The organism is Pseudomonas japonica (genome assembly GCF_013522925.1).
Classification (GTDB): domain Bacteria; phylum Pseudomonadota; class Gammaproteobacteria; order Pseudomonadales; family Pseudomonadaceae; genus Aquipseudomonas; species Aquipseudomonas japonica_A.
Genome location: NZ_JAAMQU010000001.1, coordinates 487,294 through 503,232, shown reverse-complemented (window position 1 = coordinate 503,232; position 15,939 = coordinate 487,294). Strand labels below are relative to the sequence as shown.

The window sequence follows — 15,939 nt, the reverse complement described above, 5'->3', positions numbered from 1 at the left end:
CGTGAGGCTCAGTGGGTCTTGCCAAGCGCGGGGCCGGCAGGCTCATGGGGCAGGGCATCCTGGCTGTTGGGCCGTGTCTTGGCGAAGAACACCAGAATGGCGGCAAGGATCGACGTGCCGGCCAAACCATACAGGCCCCCTACGATCGAGCCGGTTTGCTGTTCGAGAAAGCCGAAGGTCGCAGGGGCGAAGAACCCGCCAAGGTTGCCCAGCGAGTTGATCAGGGCAATGACCGCGGCGGCGATCCGGGCATCGAGGTAGGCCTGCGGGATTGGCCAGAACAACGAGGACGCCGACTTGAAGCCGATTGCGGCGAAGCACACCGCCACGAAGGCAAAGATCGGCCCACCGGTGGTGGACAGGAACATGCCCAGTGCGGCAATCAACAGTGCGCAAGCGACCCAGGCCTGCTGGAACTTCCACTTGCCCGACGCGGCCGCGAAGCCATACATGGCGATGATCGAAATCAACCATGGAATGGAGTTGAACAGGCCTACCTGGAAATCGGTGAGGTCCCCCATTTTCTTGATGATGCTGGGCAACCAGAAGGTTGCCGCATAGATCGTCAGCTGGATGCAGAAGTACAGCGCGCAGAACAGCAGGATCTGGCCATCTTTCAATAGCTGGCCTACGGTCGGCTTGACCGTGGTCATGGCCTCGCGCTCACGCTGTTCCTGCTCGATGGCGTTTACCAGCGCATCCTGTTCCTCTGCGGCCAACCACTTGGCATCGTGCGGCTTGGAATCCAGCCAGAACCACACCACGAAGCACAGGCACACCGACGCCAACCCTTCGATCAGGAACATCCATTGCCAGCCGTGCATGTTCAGGCCCTCGATCCCGAGCAACGCACCGGACAGCGGGCCGGAGATCAACGAAGCGAGTGCCGAACCGCTGAGGAAGATGGCGATGGCTTTGCCGCGCTCCACGCCAGGCAACCAGCGAGTGAAGTAATAGATCACCCCAGGGAAGAACCCGGCCTCGGCAATGCCGAGCAGGAAGCGAAGGATATAGAAATGGGTTTCGGTCTGGATGAACGCCATCATCGTGGCGACGATGCCCCAGGTGAACATGATGCGGGTAAGCCATACCCGGGCGCCTACGCGCTGAAGCAGCATGTTGGACGGCACTTCGAACAGCGCATAACCAATGAAGAACAGCCCCGCGCCGAAGCCGTAGGCAGCGGCACCGATGCCAAGGTCATGCTCGAGATGGGTACGCACGAAGCCGATGTTCACGCGGTCAATGTAATTGACGATGAACATGATGACGAACAACGGCAGCACCCGCTGTTTTACCTTCGCAACGGCGCGCGCCAGCACTGGATTCACGTCGCCACCGGCGACCAGGCTTGGATTGCTCACATTCGATACTCCCACTGTTTATTTTTATGCGGGGAAAGGCGCGGTGCGCCTGAAAGCGCGGTGTCGACCTCGTGGCGGTGACTCGCTGCCAGACATCATACAACTGCAAATCCAGCCGAACAACGCCCGCTCAGCAATTAAGGGGTTATTTCTGAAGCAGTATCGCGGTAACAGCCCGATATTGGAGTGTTGTCATACAAGGTCAACGTTCTGCGGCGCCAGTGGTACTATGACTGCCATTTCTCCAGGACACGCACTATGGCCCCGGACAGCGAACCTCAGGTACGACGCCGCACGCCCAACCTGGCCCATGATCTGGTCAACGAACTGACCCAACGCATCTTGCAGGGCGAATTCGCCACCGGGCAGAAACTGCCCTCCGAAACGGCCATTGTCAGCGAGCACGGGGTGAGCCGCACCGTAGTACGCGAGGCTCTATCAAAACTTCAGGCCGCGGGCTTGGTGGAAACCCGCCATGGCGTGGGCACGTTTGTGCTGGAGCGGCGGGCGCACGCGGGGCTTCGGCTTAACGTCGACACGCTGACCAATGTGCGCAGCGTGCTGGAGCTTCGCATGGGCCTGGAAACCCAGGCGGCATCGCTGGCCGCCCGGCGCCGTACGGATGCACAGCTGGCGCAGATGCGCGTGGCACTGGATGACTACGGGCGGCTGCTGGCGAACAACGATAGCTGTGTGGAAGCCGACCGGCGTTTCCATCTGCTTATCGCCCAGGCCACGGGCAATAACTGCTTTCCCGACATGCTGATGCACCTTGGTGCTTCATTGATCCCACGCACTCAGCTCAATGCACAGGAGCGCGGTAGCGAAGATTTCAGCCAGTTGGGAAAGATGGCTCAAGCCGAGCACGAAGCTATTTATCAAGCTATTCGCCGGCAGGACGCCGACGCCGCCCGCGCTGCCATGCTGCTGCACTTGAGCAACAGCATGGAGCGGTTTCATGCGGGGCCGTGATAAGTCGCCCCCCGTAGCAGCACGCCGTGGAAGCGACCCGCGACGGCCCTTGGCTCAGGGCTTCTTGAGCTTGGGGTTGGGGAAGAACTGCACGGTCTGCACTTTGGGTTTTGCAGGCTTGGGCTCTGCCTGGTTCACCCGGGTACCGAGCTCTCGCGGGATGGACTGCCCCTGCGCATTCAGCGTGTCGGAGTAGCCACAGGCCACACATTCGCGGTGCGGAACGTCGTCTTCGTTCCACATCATGAGTTTGTCCATCTCGCTGCATGCCGGGCATACCGCCCCGGCGATGAAGCGCTTTTTGGTCTTGGTCACTACCGCCTCCATTACGCTGCCTCTTCCACCAGGCCGCTGTGCCGCAGCAGCGCGTCAATGGACGGTTCACGGCCGCGGAAGTCCACGAACAACACGAGCGGCGCCTGCGACCCACCACGGGCCAGGATGGCTTCGCGGAAGGCACGGCCGGTCTGCGGATTGAGTACACCATCCTCCTCGAAGCGCGAGAACGCATCGGCCGACAGTACTTCCGCCCACTTGTAGCTGTAATAACCCGCCGCATAACCGCCGGCGAAGATATGCGAGAAGCTGTTAGGGAAGCGGTTGTAAGCCGGCGGGCGCATGACCGATACCTGATCGCGAATCTGCTCGAGCACCTGCAGCGGCGTACGGCCGTCGCCGTGGGTGGCGTGCAACTCGAAGTCGAAGAGGGAGAATTCCAGCTGGCGAACCATCATCAGGCCCGACTGGAAGTTCTTGGCGGCCAGCATCTTCTCCAGCAGGTCTTGCGGCAATGGCTCATCGGTTTGGTAGTGGCCGGAGATCAGCGCCAGGCCTTCCGGTTCCCAGCACCAGTTTTCCATGAACTGGCTTGGCAGCTCTACGGCATCCCAGGCCACGCCGTTGATGCCCGACACGCCAGCGTGCTCGATACGGGTGAGCAAATGATGCAGCCCATGGCCGAACTCGTGGAAGAGGGTGGTCACTTCGTCGTGGGTCAGCAGCGCTGGCTTGCCAGGTGCCGCCGGGTTGAAATTGCACACCAGGTTGGCGACGGGGCTCTGCAAGCTGCCTTGAGCGGTGCGGCGACGGTCCTTGGCGCCGTCCATCCAGGCACCACCCCGCTTGTTGGCGCGGGCATACAGGTCGAAGAAGAACCGGCCCACGTGCTCGCCATTCTCCTTGATTTCAAACAGCCGCACATCAGGATGCCAGCTGTCGAAGCCCTTCTGCTCGTTGATTTCGATGCCATAGAGGCGTTGCACGATCGCAAACAACCCGCTCAGCACCTTATCCACCGGGAAATAGGCGCGCAGGGTTTCCTGAGAAACGCTGTAGCGCTGTTCCCGCAGCTTCTCACCGTAGTAACCGCTGTCCCAGCTTTGCAGGTCCGGGCAACCCTGCTCGGCCGCGTAAGCCTTGAGCTGTGCCAGGTCCTTCTCGGCAAAGGGTTTGCTGCGTTTGGCAAGGTCACGCAGGAAGCCCAGCACCTGATCACTGGAGTCGGCCATCTTGGTGGCCAGGCTCAGCTCTGCATAGTTGGCGAAGCCCAGCAGGTGCGCCAGTTCCTGACGCAGGTCGAGGATTTCTTCCATTACCGGGCCGTTGTCATTCTGGCCGGCATTCGGGCCCTGCTCGGAGGCTCGCGTGCAGTAAGCGACATACACTTCTTCGCGCAATGCGCGGTCTTCGGCGTAGGTCATCACGGCGTAATAGCTTGGGAATTCGAGCGTGATCAGCCAGCCATCCAGGCCCTTGGCCTGAGCGGCTGCGGCCATTTGCGCGCGCGCCGAATCGGTGAGGCCGGCCAGGGTACGCTCGTCGGTGACGTGTTTGGTCCAGGCTTGGGTGGCGTCGAGCAACTGGTTGGAGAACTTGCTGCCCAGCTCGGACAGCTTGCTCTGCACTTCGGCATAGCGCTTCTGTTGCTCAGGCGGCAGATCGATGCCGGACAAGCGGAAGTCCCGGAGCGAATGCTCAAGAATGGTTTTCTGCGCCAGATCGAAATGCTTGCTTTCGGGGCTGCTGGCCAACGCCTGGAAGGCATCGAACAGCTGACGGTTCTGGCCCAGTTCGGTGGAGTAGGCGCTAAGCGCGGGCAGGCACGCTTCATAGGCCTGGCGCAGCTCGGGGCTGTTGCACACGGCATTGAGGTGGCTTACCGGGCTCCAGGCCGCGCCGAGGCGGTCGTTGAGCTCATCAAGGGCCAGCACCAGGCCTTCCCAGGTAGGCGCAGTGCCCTCGTGCTCGAGGATCGCGCTGACCGCGGCACGGTTATCCGCGAGAATACGCTCGATAGCCGGCTGCACGTGCTCAGGGAGAATCGCCGAAAACGGCGGCAGGTCGTAGGGCTGGAGCAGCGGATTGGTCTCGGTCACGGTCACACACCTTGGCTTGAGAAGAAACACCGGTCATCTTAATTACAATCAGCGGCCACCGCAGCATTGGCGGCCGCTATTGTCCCAGCAGAAGGAAACTATCGTGATTCGCACATTCGCCGGGGCACGCCCCGTTGTGGGGCCCAGGGCCTTTGTCGATGCCAGCGCCGTGGTCATCGGGGACGTAGAAATCGGCGAGGACAGCTCCGTCTGGCCTTTGACCGTGATTCGCGGCGATATGCACCGCATTCGAATCGGCAAGCGCACCAGCGTGCAAGATGGCAGCGTGCTGCACATTACCCATGCCGGGCCTTTCAACGAAGGCGGCTTCCCACTCACCATCGGTGACGAAGTGACGATCGGCCATAAGGTGATCCTGCATGGCTGCACCTTGGGCAGCCGCATTCTGGTAGGGATGGGTAGCACGGTGATGGACGGCGCGGTGGTGGAGGATGAAGTGATCATCGGCGCCGGCAGCCTCGTACCGCCGGGCAAAACATTGGCAAGCGGCTTCCTGTATATCGGCAGCCCGGTCAAGCAGGCGCGCCCATTGACCGAGAAGGAACGCTCCTTCTTCAGCTATACCGCTGGCAATTACGTAAAGCTCAAAGACCAGCACCTGGCCGAAGGCTTTGATCAACCGGCAGTGTGAGTAACCATGCGTTATCAAAACATCTTGTTCGACCTCGACGGTACCTTGACGGACCCGCGTGAAGGCATCACCAAGTCCATCCAGTACGCACTGGCGCAACTGGGTATCGACGAGCCCGACCTGCGCAAGCTTGAGCACTTTATCGGGCCGCCGCTGCTGGAAGCATTCATGCAGTTCTACGGCTTCGATGAAACCCGTGCCTGGGCCGCGGTGAACTTTTATCGCGAACGCTTCAAGGTAACCGGCCTGTACGAAAACGAGGTGTTCGAAGGGGTTATCGAGCTGCTCGACACACTGCGTGAGCAGGGCCGCAACCTGTTTGTGGCAACCTCCAAGCCTTGGGAGTTCGCCCGTGAAATCGCTCGCCACTTCGGCTTTGATCGGCACTTCAAGGTGATCTACGGCAGCGAGCTGGACGGCACCCGCACCAACAAGGTCGAGCTTATCGCCCACCTCTTGGCAACAGAGCAGCTGGACTCTGCCCATACATTGATGATCGGCGACCGCAAGCATGACCTGATCGGGGCGCGGCAGAACGGCCTCGCTGCAGTTTCAGTGGGCTATGGCTTTGGTAGTACCGAGGAGCTCAGTGCCCAGGCGCCCGAATTCCACTTCGACACCGTGGCCGAACTACATCGGGCCTTTGCCGAGCAAGGCTTGTAGTGCCTGTTGGCGCTCGGAAGGCGCAAGCGCGGCCAGGCCACGGACGGCCTGGTAGAACGCCGGCCACTGCGCTCCGCTTTGCCGGTAGAGCGTGGCAAACGCCGGCACCCACTGGTCGTAAAGCCCGAAGGGCAGCAGTTTGGCATTGTTGATGGGGGCCTCCACCCAGGCGTCATAGGCGCCTTTGCCACCCCACTCGGTATCCCGCAGGCGGCGGTAGGCCTGCCTGAAGTTCTCTATTTCAGCTTGCTTGCCCGCACGCATGGCCTGTGGCGGCAGCAGCTGCGCGTACAGTGCCTCAAGCCGGCCGCGCAGGCCGAGGACCATTTGCACGAAGGCGTCCCTGCGCACGTTCTGGCTGCCCTCCTGTGGCGGCAACCCCCGGGCCGCGCGCCACTGCCGTGTGCCTTCCTGCTCCACGAATGTCGCGAAGGATTCGTTGAACGGCGTATCGCCGGGCACATACACCTGCTGGTGCGCCAACTCATGGAAGATCAGCGTGGCCAGGCGCTCGTCGCCCCAATTCATCATGGAGCTGACGATAGGGTCATCGAACCATCCCAGCGTGGAATACGCTTCCACCCCGCCCATATACACATCCAACCCCTTTTGGCGCAGCAAGGCTGCCGCACCGCGGGCGCGGCCTTGCTCGTAGTACCCGCGGTAGGCAACGCACCCGGCAATGGGGAAACAATACTGAACGGGGTCCAGGGAAAATTCCTGGGTCGCGAACACGTTCCACACCACGAACGGGCGATGAATGTCTGCATAAAGCCGATAGCTTCGGTTATCGGGCAAGCCCAACTGCTGGCTTGCGAACGCTCGCGCCTTCTCCGCTTCCGCCAGGCGAGCACGCAGGGCAGGGTCACGGCCAGGATCGTCGATCACGCGAGTCACCGGCTCCCGGGCACGCAGCAGGTTCAGCTGCCCTCGCGCCAACTGCTGGTAGTAGTCCAGCGTGCTGCAACCGCTCAGCAGGAAAAACCCCATCGCGGGAACCAAACCTTTGAAAAAGCGGTCGAGTGAGCCGTGGCGTGAACGCCCCACAATAAATCCGAACATGCGTCAGGTCGCCTTGAAGGGGCCCTTTCGGGGCCTGGTTTCAGCGCCCTATCATGCCTGCCTGGAGCCTCCAATGCGTGAAATCTTCCTGCTTGCCGCTGCCCTTACCCTTACCGGCTGCATGGGGCTGCCCAAGCCCGACCCGAACCAGGCCTGGGTCGATTTGCAGGTACCCGAAGACAATGCCCTGCATGCCCAAGAGGTGGACGCGCAGGCACTGGATGACAACCGTTACTTCGAGGTCGAGCCTGGCAGCCATGAGCTGACCGTGCGCTACCAGTTCACCGTCGCCCCCAGCAACATCGGGCCGCAAGCGGCGCCGCTATCCCGCGACTGCCAGCTGAACATCAAATACAGCAATTTCAACGCCGGCGAGCGTTACCAACTGGAAGCAGGCAGCCTGGGCTTTACCCCGTGGGCCAAGCTTTATGACCAGCAGCGCCGCCTGGTAGGCCGTGCACAACCCGCCGGTTGTCAGCGGGCGTGACAACTTTCCATCGGGTATGCTGAAAGCGCTTCCCTGGGAACCCGCCTATGCACCGTTATGCCTTGTTACTCCTCGGTATGCTCCTGACGGCATGCACGACCTCGCCAGTACCGGCGCATGACCCGCACCAGGCCTGGGTCGAGATGTTCACCCGCACCGGGAAAATGGTAATGGCCGAACGGCTGGATAATCAGCGGCTGGAAGATGGGCGCTATTTTCAGTTTGCGCCTGGCGGCCACGAGCTGCAGGTGCGCTTCGACTACGAAGTCACCACGGGCGGCCTTCCATTGATGCAGCCGTCGGAACGTATCTGCTACATCAGCCTGCGCTATGACGGCTTCCAGGCCGGCCAGCGGTATCGCTTCGAAGCCCGCAACCTGGGGCTGCAAACCTTCGGCTTCCTCTACGATGCGCAGGGCACAAAACTGGCGACCGAGCGCCAGGTGAACTGCCTGTTCTAGGCTAAAGGCCCCTCGGGGCCCGAGCCTCAGGTATCGTTCTTCTGATAAATGATGCGCTGGGTGCCATTGGCACAGCTGCCAACGACCATGGCGGGATCTTTCACCTCTGCCACGGGCACCACTTCGAGGGTATAAGCCACCACGCCCTGGGCCTGGATCTTCGCTTCGATCTCTGCTTTGAGCTCGGCGCAATCCCGGGGCGCCGCGGTGGCCGGCAGGGCGAAGGCCAGGGCGACTGCCCCAGCCAATGAGGCGCCGGCTACAGCGCGTGGCGAGGCGGGCTTAAACCAGCGACGCATCAAGGGTGATCTCGGCGCCTGCAAGCACCTTGGATACGGGGCAACCGGCCTTGGCCTTGCCTGCCAGCTCCTGGAACTGCTCTTCGCTGGCACCTGGAATGGAAGCCTTCAGGATCAGGTGAACCTTGGTGATTGCAAAGCCGTCTGGCTGTTTGTCGAGCGTCACCTGCGCCGTGGTATCGATGCGATCAGCAGTGAGCCCGGCTTCGCCAAGGATCATCGACAGCGCCATCGAGAAGCAACCGGCATGGGCCGCGCCAATCAGCTCTTCCGGGTTGGTGCCCGGGCCACTCTCGAAACGGGCCTTGAAGCCGTACGGGGCGCTTTTGAGCACGCCGGTTTCGGTGGAAATCTCGCCCTGGCCGTCCTTCAAGCTGCCTTTCCACACTGCGGATGCTGTTTTGATCATTGCTGTTTCCTCGTTGTTGGAACCGTCTGGTTTGAGAGAGCGGAGCGCCAATGCAAGTTCAGCACAGATTTGCGAAAGCGGGTCAAAGCGTTCAATGTGTTCACCAGACAAGAAAAAGGCGCGGGGGTGTCTCTTTTTTGGAGTGCTTATGAAATCACTGACTGACATCAAATACTCGGCACTGGACCTGGTGCCCGTGCGCAAGGAAACCGGCCCTTCCCAGGCGCTGCGCAACTCGCTGGACCTGGCTCAGCATCTGGAGCGCTTTGGCTACAACCGCTTCTGGGTCGCCGAGCACCACAACATGGACGGCATCGCCAGCTCGGCGACCGCCGTGCTGCTGGGCTACATAGCAGGGGGGACTTCCTCCATTCGAGTGGGCTCTGGCGGCGTGATGCTGCCTAACCATGCGCCGCTGGTGATCGCCGAGCAGTTCGGCACACTCGAGAGCCTGTACCCGGGCCGTATCGACCTGGGGCTGGGCCGCGCGCCCGGCTCGGATCAAATGACCGCACGCGCCTTGCGCCGCGAACGCAGCGGCAGCGCGGACGATTTCCCTCAGGACGTCGAAGAGCTGCTTCAGTACCTTGGCCCACGCACACCAGGCCAGCGCGTGGTTGCGGTGCCCGGCACCGGTACCCAGGTGCCTGTATGGCTGTTGGGTTCCAGCCTGTTCAGCGCTCAACTGGCGGGTATGCTCGGGCTGCCTTACGCATTCGCCTCGCATTTCGCCCCTCGGTTGATGCACGAAGCCATCCGTATCTATCGGGACCACTTCACGCCTTCCCAGTACCTGGACAAGCCCTACGTAATGCTGGGTATTCCACTGGTGGCGGCCGACAGTGATGAGCGTGCCGATTACCTGGCTACTTCGGTGTACCAGCGCATTCTTAACCTGATTCGTGGCGAAACCTTGATGCTCCAGCCTCCGGTCGAGACCATGCAAGGGCTTTGGCTACCCCATGAAAAAGATGCGGTGGGAAGCTTCCTTGGTATGGCCATGATCGGCAGCCCATTGAAGATCCGCGCGAAGCTGGAGGTGCTGCTGGAGCAGACACAGGCCGACGAATTGATCTTTACCTCTGACCTGTATGAACACGCAGATCGGATACGCTCGTACGAGCTTCTCGGCCAGCTGATGCGGGGGTAACCTTCAAACCACCGTGCCCATGACGGGCACGGTGGCGCGCCGGTATCAGCGCTTGTAGACGATTTCCTTGGTACCGCCTTCGCAGGTGCCTACCACCTTGCCGTCCGCCGCGCTGCCCTTGTCCACAACCTCGAGCGAATATCCGGAGGCACCCTTGGCCTGGATCTTTGCGTCGATCTCGCTTTTAAGTTCATCGCATGGCTTGCCCGCCGCCAGGGCGCTACCTGCCAGGCCGAACAGTACAGTTGCCAACAAGACTTTTTTCATCGTTCACGGTCCTTGAGTCGATTTGAACAAAGTCGGCGGAGCTGCCAGCAGCCCCCTCCTTTCGGCGGAGTACCCCCGAAGCCGATCAGCTATTGTTAATCCTGAAACCGACTTTCAGAGTGACCTGAAAGTGCTTCACTTGCCCATCTTCAATATGACCACGTGTTTCGGTCACCTCGAACCACTCCAGGTTCTGAATGGTTTTCGCCGCCTCGGCAATGGCATTCTTGATGGCATCGTCGATGCTGGTGGTGGACGACCCTACGAGGTCGATCTTTTTATAGGTGTGATGATCACTCATATGCGCAGCTCCTCGGTCAGTAGGACCGCCATCGGCAACTGGCCGGTGGCGCCGTTTACATCTGTGCCTCGAGGAGCGGCAAAAGTTCACGAGTGCCGCACTTTTACGGAGCGGCGCAGTCGGACTCTTACACCGCAACTACCACAGCAGGAGTGAACCATGGCCAATAATTCGCTGCGCAAGGCATCGCTGCAAAGCATGGAAGCAGAAATCGAAAGCCTGCTTCGTTCGCTGGAAGGCCTCAAGGGCGATGCGTCCGAAGAGTCCCGTAAAACGCTCAAAGCCCTGCGGGCAAACGCCGAGACAGCACTGAAGCATTCCCGTAGCCTGTTGGCAGACGTGTATGAAGACGTGAAGGTCAGAACCCGTGAAACCAGCCTGGCCACCAAGGAATACGCCCAGGAGCATCCACTGACCACCGCAGGGATCGCCATTGGCGCTGTTGGCCTGATCGCCGCTTACCTGCTCTGCAAGCGCTCCCACTGATCGACCTGACGGGCCAGCTCGAGCCGTAACCAGCCCGCAAGGCGTTCGGCACGACGGCCCGCTCGCCGTTGGGGCACCCACAAAGCAAGACAGGCCGGCGTTTGCGTGAACCCCCAGGGCGCAACCAGGCGCCCGGCCTGCAGGTCATCTGCAACCAGTGCCTGCGGTGCAATGGCCACGCCAAGGCCGGCAACCGCTGCTTCGAGCAGGTAATAGAGGTGCTCGAAGCTCTGGCTGAACGCAAGCTTCGATGGATCTACCCCTTGTGATGATGCCCAGTTCGGCCACGCCTGGGGCCGCGAGACCGTCTGCAGCAACCCCTCACTCAATACAGCCCGTGGCGGTGCGCCGATCAGGCCGCTGAATCCGGCATAGTGGGGGCTGACCACTGGGCCAATACGCTCGTCGATGAGTTCATGTACGTCCACATCAGCAGGCCACGGTGGCTCGGCATACACCAGCAGGGCATCGATACCCGGGCTTTTGGGGTCCAGGTCGCCTTCTCCCGCAGACAAATGCAAACGCAGGTCTGGCAGCTCGGCATTCAAACGCCCCAGCCTGGGGATAAACCATCGGGCCAACAAACTACCCGAGCAGCCGAGCACAAAAGGCGCGTTCGCATCAGCAACTGCCAACTCCGCGCACACCTCACGCAGCCGGTCGAATGCCTGGCTACTGGCTTCACGCAGCCGCAGCCCCGCCTCGGTGAGTTTCAGGCCACGGCCATCCTTGGCGAACAGCGCAATCCCCAGCTCGGCTTCCAGTGCCTTTAGCTGTCGGCTGACCGCCCCATGGGTCACGTTCAGCTGGCGCGCCGCCTGGCTCAGGCTGCCGAGGCGGGCAGTCGCTTCAAAGGCCCTGAGCGCATTGAGCGATGGAAGGTCACGGCTCATGATCTGTGAGTTTTCCTTACAGGTTGTTGCGATCTTATCGGTTTTCCAATCAGCGTGTCGCGGCTAGAGTAAAGGCATCTGTCATCTGCCCTGGAATTCGCCATGACTGCTCAAACCTTGCGCAACGGCCCGGACGCCAACGGCCTGTTCGGCGCCTTCGGCGGCCGTTACGTCGCTGAAACCCTGATGCCTCTGGTACTGGACCTGGCTCGTGAGTACGAAGCCGCCAAGCAAGATCCGGCGTTTCTTGAACAGCTGGCTTATTTCCAGCGCGACTATATCGGCCGGCCGAACCCGCTGTACTTCGCCGAGCGGCTCACCGAGTACTGTGGCGGCGCGAAGATCTACTTCAAGCGTGAAGAGCTCAACCACACCGGCGCCCATAAGGTGAACAACTGCATTGGCCAAGTACTGCTGGCCAAGCGCATGGGCAAAAAACGCCTGATCGCTGAAACCGGCGCCGGCATGCACGGCGTGGCCACTGCCACCGTCGCGGCCCGCTTCGGCTTGCCGTGCGTCATCTACATGGGCGCAACCGACATCGAGCGCCAGCAGGCCAACGTGTTCCGCATGCGCTTGCTGGGGGCTGAAATCGTACCCGTCACCGCAGGCACGGGCACCTTGAAAGACGCCATGAACGAGGCGCTGCGCGACTGGGTGACCAATGTGGAAGACACCTTCTACCTGATCGGTACCGTGGCCGGCCCACACCCATACCCCGCCATGGTTCGGGATTTCCAGTCGATCATCGGCAAGGAAACCCGGGAGCAGCTGCAGGAAAAAGAAGGTCGCCTGCCTGATAGCCTGGTGGCCTGTGTGGGTGGCGGCTCCAATGCAATGGGCCTGTTCCATCCGTTCCTGGACGATACCAGCGTGCAAATCATCGGCGTGGAGGCGGGCGGCCATGGCGTAAACACCGACAAGCACGCTGCCAGCCTAAACGGCGGGGTGCCGGGTGTGCTGCATGGTAACCGTACCTACCTGCTGCAGGACGGCGACGGCCAGATCACCGACGCCCATTCCATTTCCGCTGGCCTGGATTACCCCGGTATCGGCCCGGAACACGCCTGGTTGCATGAGATCAAGCGCGTGGAATACGTAAGCATCACCGATGATGAAGCACTGGCGGCGTTCCACGTTACGTGCCGCACCGAAGGGATCATCCCCGCCCTGGAAACGGCCCACGCCCTGGCCGAAGCGATCCGCCGCGCACCTACCTTGCCCAAGGATCATTTGATGGTCGTGTGTCTTTCGGGCCGTGGCGACAAAGATATGCAAACCGTGATGAACCATATGGCTGCCCAGCAGGAGAACCAGGCATGAGCCGTCTCGAAAAACGTTTCGCCGACCTCAAAGCCGAAGGGCGTGCCGCGCTGGTCACCTTCGTGACCGCAGGCGACCCTGGCTTCGAGGCTTCGCTGGAAATCCTCAAGGGCCTGCCGGCTGCGGGCGCCGACGTGATCGAGCTGGGCATGCCGTTCACCGATCCCATGGCCGATGGCGTCGCCATCCAACTGGCCACGCTGCGCGCACTGGACGCAGGGCAAACCCTGGCCAAAACCCTGGACATGGTGCAAGCCTTCCGCGAAACCGACACCACTACGCCGTTGGTGCTCATGGGTTACTACAACCCTATCCACCGTTTTGGCGTGGAAGCATTCGTGGCGCAGGCCCGTGAAGTGGGTGTGGATGGCCTGATCATCGTGGATCTGCCGCCCGAGCACGACGCCGAACTGGCTACGCCAGCTCAGGCAGCGGGCATCGACTTCATTCGCCTCACCACCCCCACCACCGATGACAGCCGCTTGCCCCGCGTGCTGGAGCGCAGCTCGGGCTTTGTGTACTACGTGTCGGTCGCTGGCGTGACCGGTGCTGGCTCAGCTACCACCGAGCACGTGACCACCGCCATTGCGCGCCTTCGCAGGCATACCACGTTGCCGATCAGCGTCGGCTTCGGCATCCGCACGCCTGAGCAGGCGGCGGCGATCGCCCGGCTGGCAGACGGCGTAGTAGTAGGTTCGGCGTTGGTGGACAAGATCGCCAAGGCGAGCGGCCCGGCACAGGCGGTGAATGATGTATTGGGCCTGTGCAGCGAGCTGGCCGAAGGCGTCCGCGGGGCGCGCAAACCGGCTTAAGGTAAAGTTCCTGATACAGAGGAATTGCCATTGGTTTTCAGAGACTAACGGGCACGACCAGAGGGAGCGATGTTCGCTCCCTTGCTGTATCTGTAGAGGAACTCCATGAACAAGTCCCGCTCCCTCATTGCCGTTGCCCTGGGCACCCTGATCACCTTGGGCATGCCATTGGCCCAAGCCGCCCCCGGCCCGGACAACCAGCAGCAAGGTGGCCCGCAACAGCATAATCAGGGCAATGGCCATGGCGAAGCTCAAGGCCACAGCCAGAATGGCCAGCGCGGCAACCAGGGCCACGGCGCTCGCCCTCCCCAGGATTTCAGCCCGGTGCGTGACACCATCCGCGAGCACCGTACGGATTTCGGCCGGGGCACGCCGCTGCCGCCCGGTATACAAGTTGCCAAGGGTCACCCTCTGCCCAAGGGCTATGGCCACCGCCTGGACCGTAACGCGCTTTCCCGCCTGCCACACTATGACGGCTACGAGTGGCGCCGCCTGGGCACCGACGTTGTGCTGATTGCCGTAGGTACCGGCATCGTTTACGAAATTCTCAACGGCGTGCTTGAGTAATCGCTATCGGCCGCTTCAGCCCCGGTTGCCAAAGGCCAGGGAAACGCGGGGGCACCAGACCCATGGCAATAGCGAAGGTGCTGAATACGGAATTGCTATTGCACGTGCCACCCCACAGGCGTACCCCGCCGCGCGGGTAGTCAATGTCTTGAGCATTGATGGCATCCAGGCAACACAGTGCAGCTTGCCAGCGTCCGGCGACATGAGCCTCGTCACCCAGGTACACATGCTGAAATGGCTGGTTCGGGCGGCACAGTGTCAGGCCTTCGGCTGCAGTGAAGTGCCAACCCTTGAGGGCATGCCAACGGGCATACCCGATGGGCACGGGGCGGCCATTGCGGCGATCGGTGGCCAACCCGTGCAACTCGCCCAGCCACTCGCCGCTCGGCCCACGCAATACCCAGAAATTATGGCTGCACCAGCGGGCCAGCCTGAAGGCCCGCGCTTCCAGTGCAAACAGGCCGCCGGAACCTGCGCTCATGGCGCTTGCTCCGCCATCAGCCAGTCAACGAAGCGGTCGATCATTCGGCCGCGTCGCTTTCGTGAGGGAAGCACAAGGTGGTAGCCCAGGTTGGAACGTACACTTGCGCTGACTGGCCGACACAGCAGTTGCTGTTCGAGCAAGCCATCCACCAGGTGCCGCCAGCCGATCGCAACACCCTGCCCGCCGATGGCGGCTTGAATCAACAATGTGTAGTTGTCGAACCGCAGTTGGCCAGGCGCAGGCGCCGTGGCAATGCCCAGTTTTTGAAACACGCCGGCCCAATCAAACCAACGATTACCCTGGCCACTGCGCAAGTGAAGCAGCGGGAAGCCACACAGCGCCTGGGGAGGCAGCGGCAGGTCCTGCCCCTTGAGCAAGGCCGGGCTGCACACCGGAAACACCTCTTCATCGAACAGCCAACGGCTCTCGGTGTGCCCAGGGAAGCGGCCATCGCCGAAAACGATCGCAATGTCGGTATCTGTGCGCAAAACACCGTGGGTGCGATCGCCCGTCACGATGCTCACATCAACCTGGGGATGGCTTTGATGAAACCGGTGCAGGCGAGGCATCAGCCAATAGGCAGCGAAAGCAAAGTCGGTAGCCACTTGCAGCACCTCGTGCTGGCCATCGTTCGAGGCCTCCAGCAACCCCTCTTCCAAGGTGCGCAGCCCCTCGCCAACCTGCAGGAATAACCGCTCACCTGCTTCGGTAAGGGCGATGCCGCGGTATACCCGGTCAAACAGGCGCACCTTGAGTTGCCCTTCAAGGCGCTTGATCTGCTGGCTTACCGCAGGCTGCGAGGTGCCCAGTTCAACGGCGGCTGCTGTGAAGCTTGAATAGCGCGCCGCCGCCTCGAACGTACGCAAGGTATCCAGCGACAACTCTCCCAGTTGCTCAAACATAAGCTGTACT

21 protein-coding genes are annotated in these 15,939 nt (G+C 61.4%); 10 read left to right on the top strand and 11 right to left on the bottom strand.

Going from position 1 to position 15,939, the window contains the following annotated elements; all coding sequences use genetic code 11:
* Positions 1-8: 8 nt before the first annotated feature.
* Complete coding sequence (locus G7016_RS02405) at positions 9-1,364, bottom strand: MFS transporter (RefSeq protein ID WP_308812125.1); 1,356 nt, start codon at positions 1,362-1,364, stop codon at positions 9-11.
* Positions 1,365-1,622: 258 nt separating this feature from the next.
* Here G7016_RS02405 and G7016_RS02400 point away from each other — a divergent pair, with 258 nt between their 5' ends.
* Positions 1,623-2,336: a FadR/GntR family transcriptional regulator gene (locus tag G7016_RS02400; RefSeq protein WP_181111230.1), complete on the top strand. Its 714-nt coding sequence runs from the start codon at positions 1,623-1,625 to the stop codon at positions 2,334-2,336.
* Between the two features lie 54 nt (positions 2,337-2,390).
* Here the strand turns inward: G7016_RS02400 and G7016_RS02395 are convergent, their stop codons facing one another.
* Both G7016_RS02395 and prlC read right to left on the bottom strand, forming a co-directional pair.
* Positions 2,391-2,663, bottom strand: a complete 273-nt coding sequence (locus tag G7016_RS02395; RefSeq protein WP_181111229.1) for a YheV family putative zinc ribbon protein — start codon at positions 2,661-2,663, stop codon at positions 2,391-2,393.
* Entirely contained in the window at positions 2,663-4,711 is a 2,049-nt protein-coding gene (gene prlC / locus G7016_RS02390) for an oligopeptidase A (RefSeq protein WP_181111228.1), read from the bottom strand. The genes G7016_RS02395 and prlC overlap by 1 nt, the downstream gene beginning before the upstream one ends.
* Before the next feature lie 100 nt (positions 4,712-4,811).
* On the opposite strand from prlC, the gene G7016_RS02385 reads away from it, so the two are divergent.
* The gene (locus G7016_RS02385; RefSeq protein ID WP_181111291.1) at positions 4,812-5,363 is read left to right on the top strand and encodes a gamma carbonic anhydrase family protein; all 552 of its coding nucleotides are present in this window, start codon (positions 4,812-4,814) and stop codon (positions 5,361-5,363) included.
* Between the two features lie 6 nt (positions 5,364-5,369).
* Positions 5,370-6,026, top strand: a complete 657-nt coding sequence (locus G7016_RS02380; RefSeq protein ID WP_181111227.1) for an HAD family hydrolase — start codon at positions 5,370-5,372, stop codon at positions 6,024-6,026.
* Here the strand turns inward: G7016_RS02380 and G7016_RS02375 are convergent.
* Entirely contained in the window at positions 5,994-7,088 is a 1,095-nt protein-coding gene (locus G7016_RS02375) for an aminopeptidase (RefSeq protein WP_181111226.1), read from the bottom strand. The genes G7016_RS02380 and G7016_RS02375 overlap by 33 nt on opposite strands.
* A gap of 73 nt (positions 7,089-7,161) precedes the next feature.
* Between G7016_RS02375 and G7016_RS02370 the strand changes: the two genes are divergently transcribed.
* The gene (locus G7016_RS02370; RefSeq protein WP_181111225.1) at positions 7,162-7,575 is read left to right on the top strand and encodes a PA0061/PA0062 family lipoprotein; all 414 of its coding nucleotides are present in this window, start codon (positions 7,162-7,164) and stop codon (positions 7,573-7,575) included.
* A gap of 47 nt (positions 7,576-7,622) precedes the next feature.
* Positions 7,623-8,036 (top strand): PA0061/PA0062 family lipoprotein, encoded by a 414-nt coding sequence (locus G7016_RS02365; RefSeq protein WP_181111224.1) that lies wholly within the window; start codon positions 7,623-7,625, stop codon positions 8,034-8,036.
* 26 nt (positions 8,037-8,062) lie between these two features.
* Here the strand turns inward: G7016_RS02365 and G7016_RS02360 are convergent, their stop codons facing one another.
* A complete protein-coding gene (locus tag G7016_RS02360) occupies positions 8,063-8,335 on the bottom strand; it encodes a DUF1161 domain-containing protein (RefSeq protein WP_181111223.1) in 273 nt (90 codons plus the stop codon).
* On the bottom strand, positions 8,319-8,744 hold the full coding sequence (locus G7016_RS02355) for an OsmC family protein (protein WP_181111222.1): 426 nt from the start codon (positions 8,742-8,744) through the stop codon (positions 8,319-8,321). The genes G7016_RS02360 and G7016_RS02355 overlap by 17 nt, the downstream gene beginning before the upstream one ends.
* A gap of 148 nt (positions 8,745-8,892) precedes the next feature.
* Between G7016_RS02355 and G7016_RS02350 the strand changes: the two genes are divergently transcribed.
* Positions 8,893-9,894 (top strand): LLM class flavin-dependent oxidoreductase, encoded by a 1,002-nt coding sequence (locus G7016_RS02350; protein ID WP_181111221.1) that lies wholly within the window; start codon positions 8,893-8,895, stop codon positions 9,892-9,894.
* A 45-nt stretch (positions 9,895-9,939) separates the two neighbouring features.
* On the opposite strand, the gene G7016_RS02345 is transcribed toward G7016_RS02350, so the two are convergent.
* Both G7016_RS02345 and G7016_RS02340 read right to left on the bottom strand, forming a co-directional pair.
* The gene (locus tag G7016_RS02345; protein ID WP_181111220.1) at positions 9,940-10,161 is read right to left on the bottom strand and encodes a DUF1161 domain-containing protein; all 222 of its coding nucleotides are present in this window, start codon (positions 10,159-10,161) and stop codon (positions 9,940-9,942) included.
* A gap of 85 nt (positions 10,162-10,246) precedes the next feature.
* Positions 10,247-10,462, bottom strand: coding sequence for a dodecin (locus G7016_RS02340; RefSeq protein ID WP_181111219.1), 216 nt, complete (start codon positions 10,460-10,462; stop codon positions 10,247-10,249).
* 159 nt (positions 10,463-10,621) lie between these two features.
* Between G7016_RS02340 and G7016_RS02335 the strand changes: the two genes are divergently transcribed.
* Positions 10,622-10,948 (top strand): DUF883 family protein, encoded by a 327-nt coding sequence (locus tag G7016_RS02335; protein ID WP_181111218.1) that lies wholly within the window; start codon positions 10,622-10,624, stop codon positions 10,946-10,948.
* Here G7016_RS02335 and G7016_RS02330 read toward each other — a convergent pair.
* Positions 10,921-11,841, bottom strand: a complete 921-nt coding sequence (locus G7016_RS02330; RefSeq protein ID WP_181111217.1) for a LysR family transcriptional regulator — start codon at positions 11,839-11,841, stop codon at positions 10,921-10,923. The two genes, G7016_RS02335 and G7016_RS02330, sit on opposite strands and share 28 nt — an antisense overlap.
* 102 nt (positions 11,842-11,943) lie before the next feature.
* On the opposite strand from G7016_RS02330, the gene trpB reads away from it, so the two are divergent.
* The 3 genes from trpB (at position 11,944) to G7016_RS02315 (ending at position 14,543) form a co-directional block, all read left to right on the top strand.
* Positions 11,944-13,164: a tryptophan synthase subunit beta gene (trpB, locus tag G7016_RS02325; RefSeq protein WP_181111216.1), complete on the top strand. Its 1,221-nt coding sequence runs from the start codon at positions 11,944-11,946 to the stop codon at positions 13,162-13,164.
* Positions 13,161-13,976, top strand: a complete 816-nt coding sequence (trpA, locus tag G7016_RS02320) for a tryptophan synthase subunit alpha (protein ID WP_181111215.1) — start codon at positions 13,161-13,163, stop codon at positions 13,974-13,976. The genes trpB and trpA overlap by 4 nt, the downstream gene beginning before the upstream one ends.
* Positions 13,977-14,081: 105 nt before the next feature.
* Positions 14,082-14,543, top strand: coding sequence for an anti-virulence regulator CigR family protein (locus G7016_RS02315; RefSeq protein ID WP_181111214.1), 462 nt, complete (start codon positions 14,082-14,084; stop codon positions 14,541-14,543).
* Here G7016_RS02315 and G7016_RS02310 read toward each other — a convergent pair.
* Together G7016_RS02310 and G7016_RS02305 are read right to left on the bottom strand one after the other, a co-directional pair.
* On the bottom strand, positions 14,524-15,024 hold the full coding sequence (locus G7016_RS02310; protein WP_181111213.1) for a hypothetical protein: 501 nt from the start codon (positions 15,022-15,024) through the stop codon (positions 14,524-14,526). The two genes, G7016_RS02315 and G7016_RS02310, sit on opposite strands and share 20 nt — an antisense overlap.
* Positions 15,021-15,929, bottom strand: coding sequence for a choline sulfate utilization transcriptional regulator (locus G7016_RS02305; RefSeq protein ID WP_181111212.1), 909 nt, complete (start codon positions 15,927-15,929; stop codon positions 15,021-15,023). Before G7016_RS02305 ends, G7016_RS02310 begins: the two co-directional genes overlap by 4 nt.
* Positions 15,930-15,939 lie beyond the last annotated feature (10 nt).

Coding starts and splice junctions, on each gene's coding strand:
- G7016_RS02400 (WP_181111230.1), top strand. CDS start 1,623: ATGGCCCCGGACAGCGAACCTCAGGTACGACGCCGCACGCCCAACCTG.
- G7016_RS02395 (WP_181111229.1), bottom strand. CDS start 2,663: ATGGAGGCGGTAGTGACCAAGACCAAAAAGCGCTTCATCGCCGGGGCG.
- G7016_RS02380 (WP_181111227.1), top strand. CDS start 5,370: ATGCGTTATCAAAACATCTTGTTCGACCTCGACGGTACCTTGACGGAC.
- G7016_RS02375 (WP_181111226.1), bottom strand. CDS start 7,088: ATGTTCGGATTTATTGTGGGGCGTTCACGCCACGGCTCACTCGACCGC.
- G7016_RS02370 (WP_181111225.1), top strand. CDS start 7,162: ATGCGTGAAATCTTCCTGCTTGCCGCTGCCCTTACCCTTACCGGCTGC.
- G7016_RS02365 (WP_181111224.1), top strand. CDS start 7,623: ATGCACCGTTATGCCTTGTTACTCCTCGGTATGCTCCTGACGGCATGC.
- G7016_RS02360 (WP_181111223.1), bottom strand. CDS start 8,335: ATGCGTCGCTGGTTTAAGCCCGCCTCGCCACGCGCTGTAGCCGGCGCC.
- G7016_RS02355 (WP_181111222.1), bottom strand. CDS start 8,744: ATGATCAAAACAGCATCCGCAGTGTGGAAAGGCAGCTTGAAGGACGGC.
- G7016_RS02350 (WP_181111221.1), top strand. CDS start 8,893: ATGAAATCACTGACTGACATCAAATACTCGGCACTGGACCTGGTGCCC.
- G7016_RS02345 (WP_181111220.1), bottom strand. CDS start 10,161: ATGAAAAAAGTCTTGTTGGCAACTGTACTGTTCGGCCTGGCAGGTAGC.
- G7016_RS02340 (WP_181111219.1), bottom strand. CDS start 10,462: ATGAGTGATCATCACACCTATAAAAAGATCGACCTCGTAGGGTCGTCC.
- G7016_RS02335 (WP_181111218.1), top strand. CDS start 10,622: ATGGCCAATAATTCGCTGCGCAAGGCATCGCTGCAAAGCATGGAAGCA.
- G7016_RS02330 (WP_181111217.1), bottom strand. CDS start 11,841: ATGAGCCGTGACCTTCCATCGCTCAATGCGCTCAGGGCCTTTGAAGCG.
- trpB (WP_181111216.1), top strand. CDS start 11,944: ATGACTGCTCAAACCTTGCGCAACGGCCCGGACGCCAACGGCCTGTTC.
- trpA (WP_181111215.1), top strand. CDS start 13,161: ATGAGCCGTCTCGAAAAACGTTTCGCCGACCTCAAAGCCGAAGGGCGT.
- G7016_RS02315 (WP_181111214.1), top strand. CDS start 14,082: ATGAACAAGTCCCGCTCCCTCATTGCCGTTGCCCTGGGCACCCTGATC.
- G7016_RS02310 (WP_181111213.1), bottom strand. CDS start 15,024: ATGAGCGCAGGTTCCGGCGGCCTGTTTGCACTGGAAGCGCGGGCCTTC.
- G7016_RS02305 (WP_181111212.1), bottom strand. CDS start 15,929: ATGTTTGAGCAACTGGGAGAGTTGTCGCTGGATACCTTGCGTACGTTC.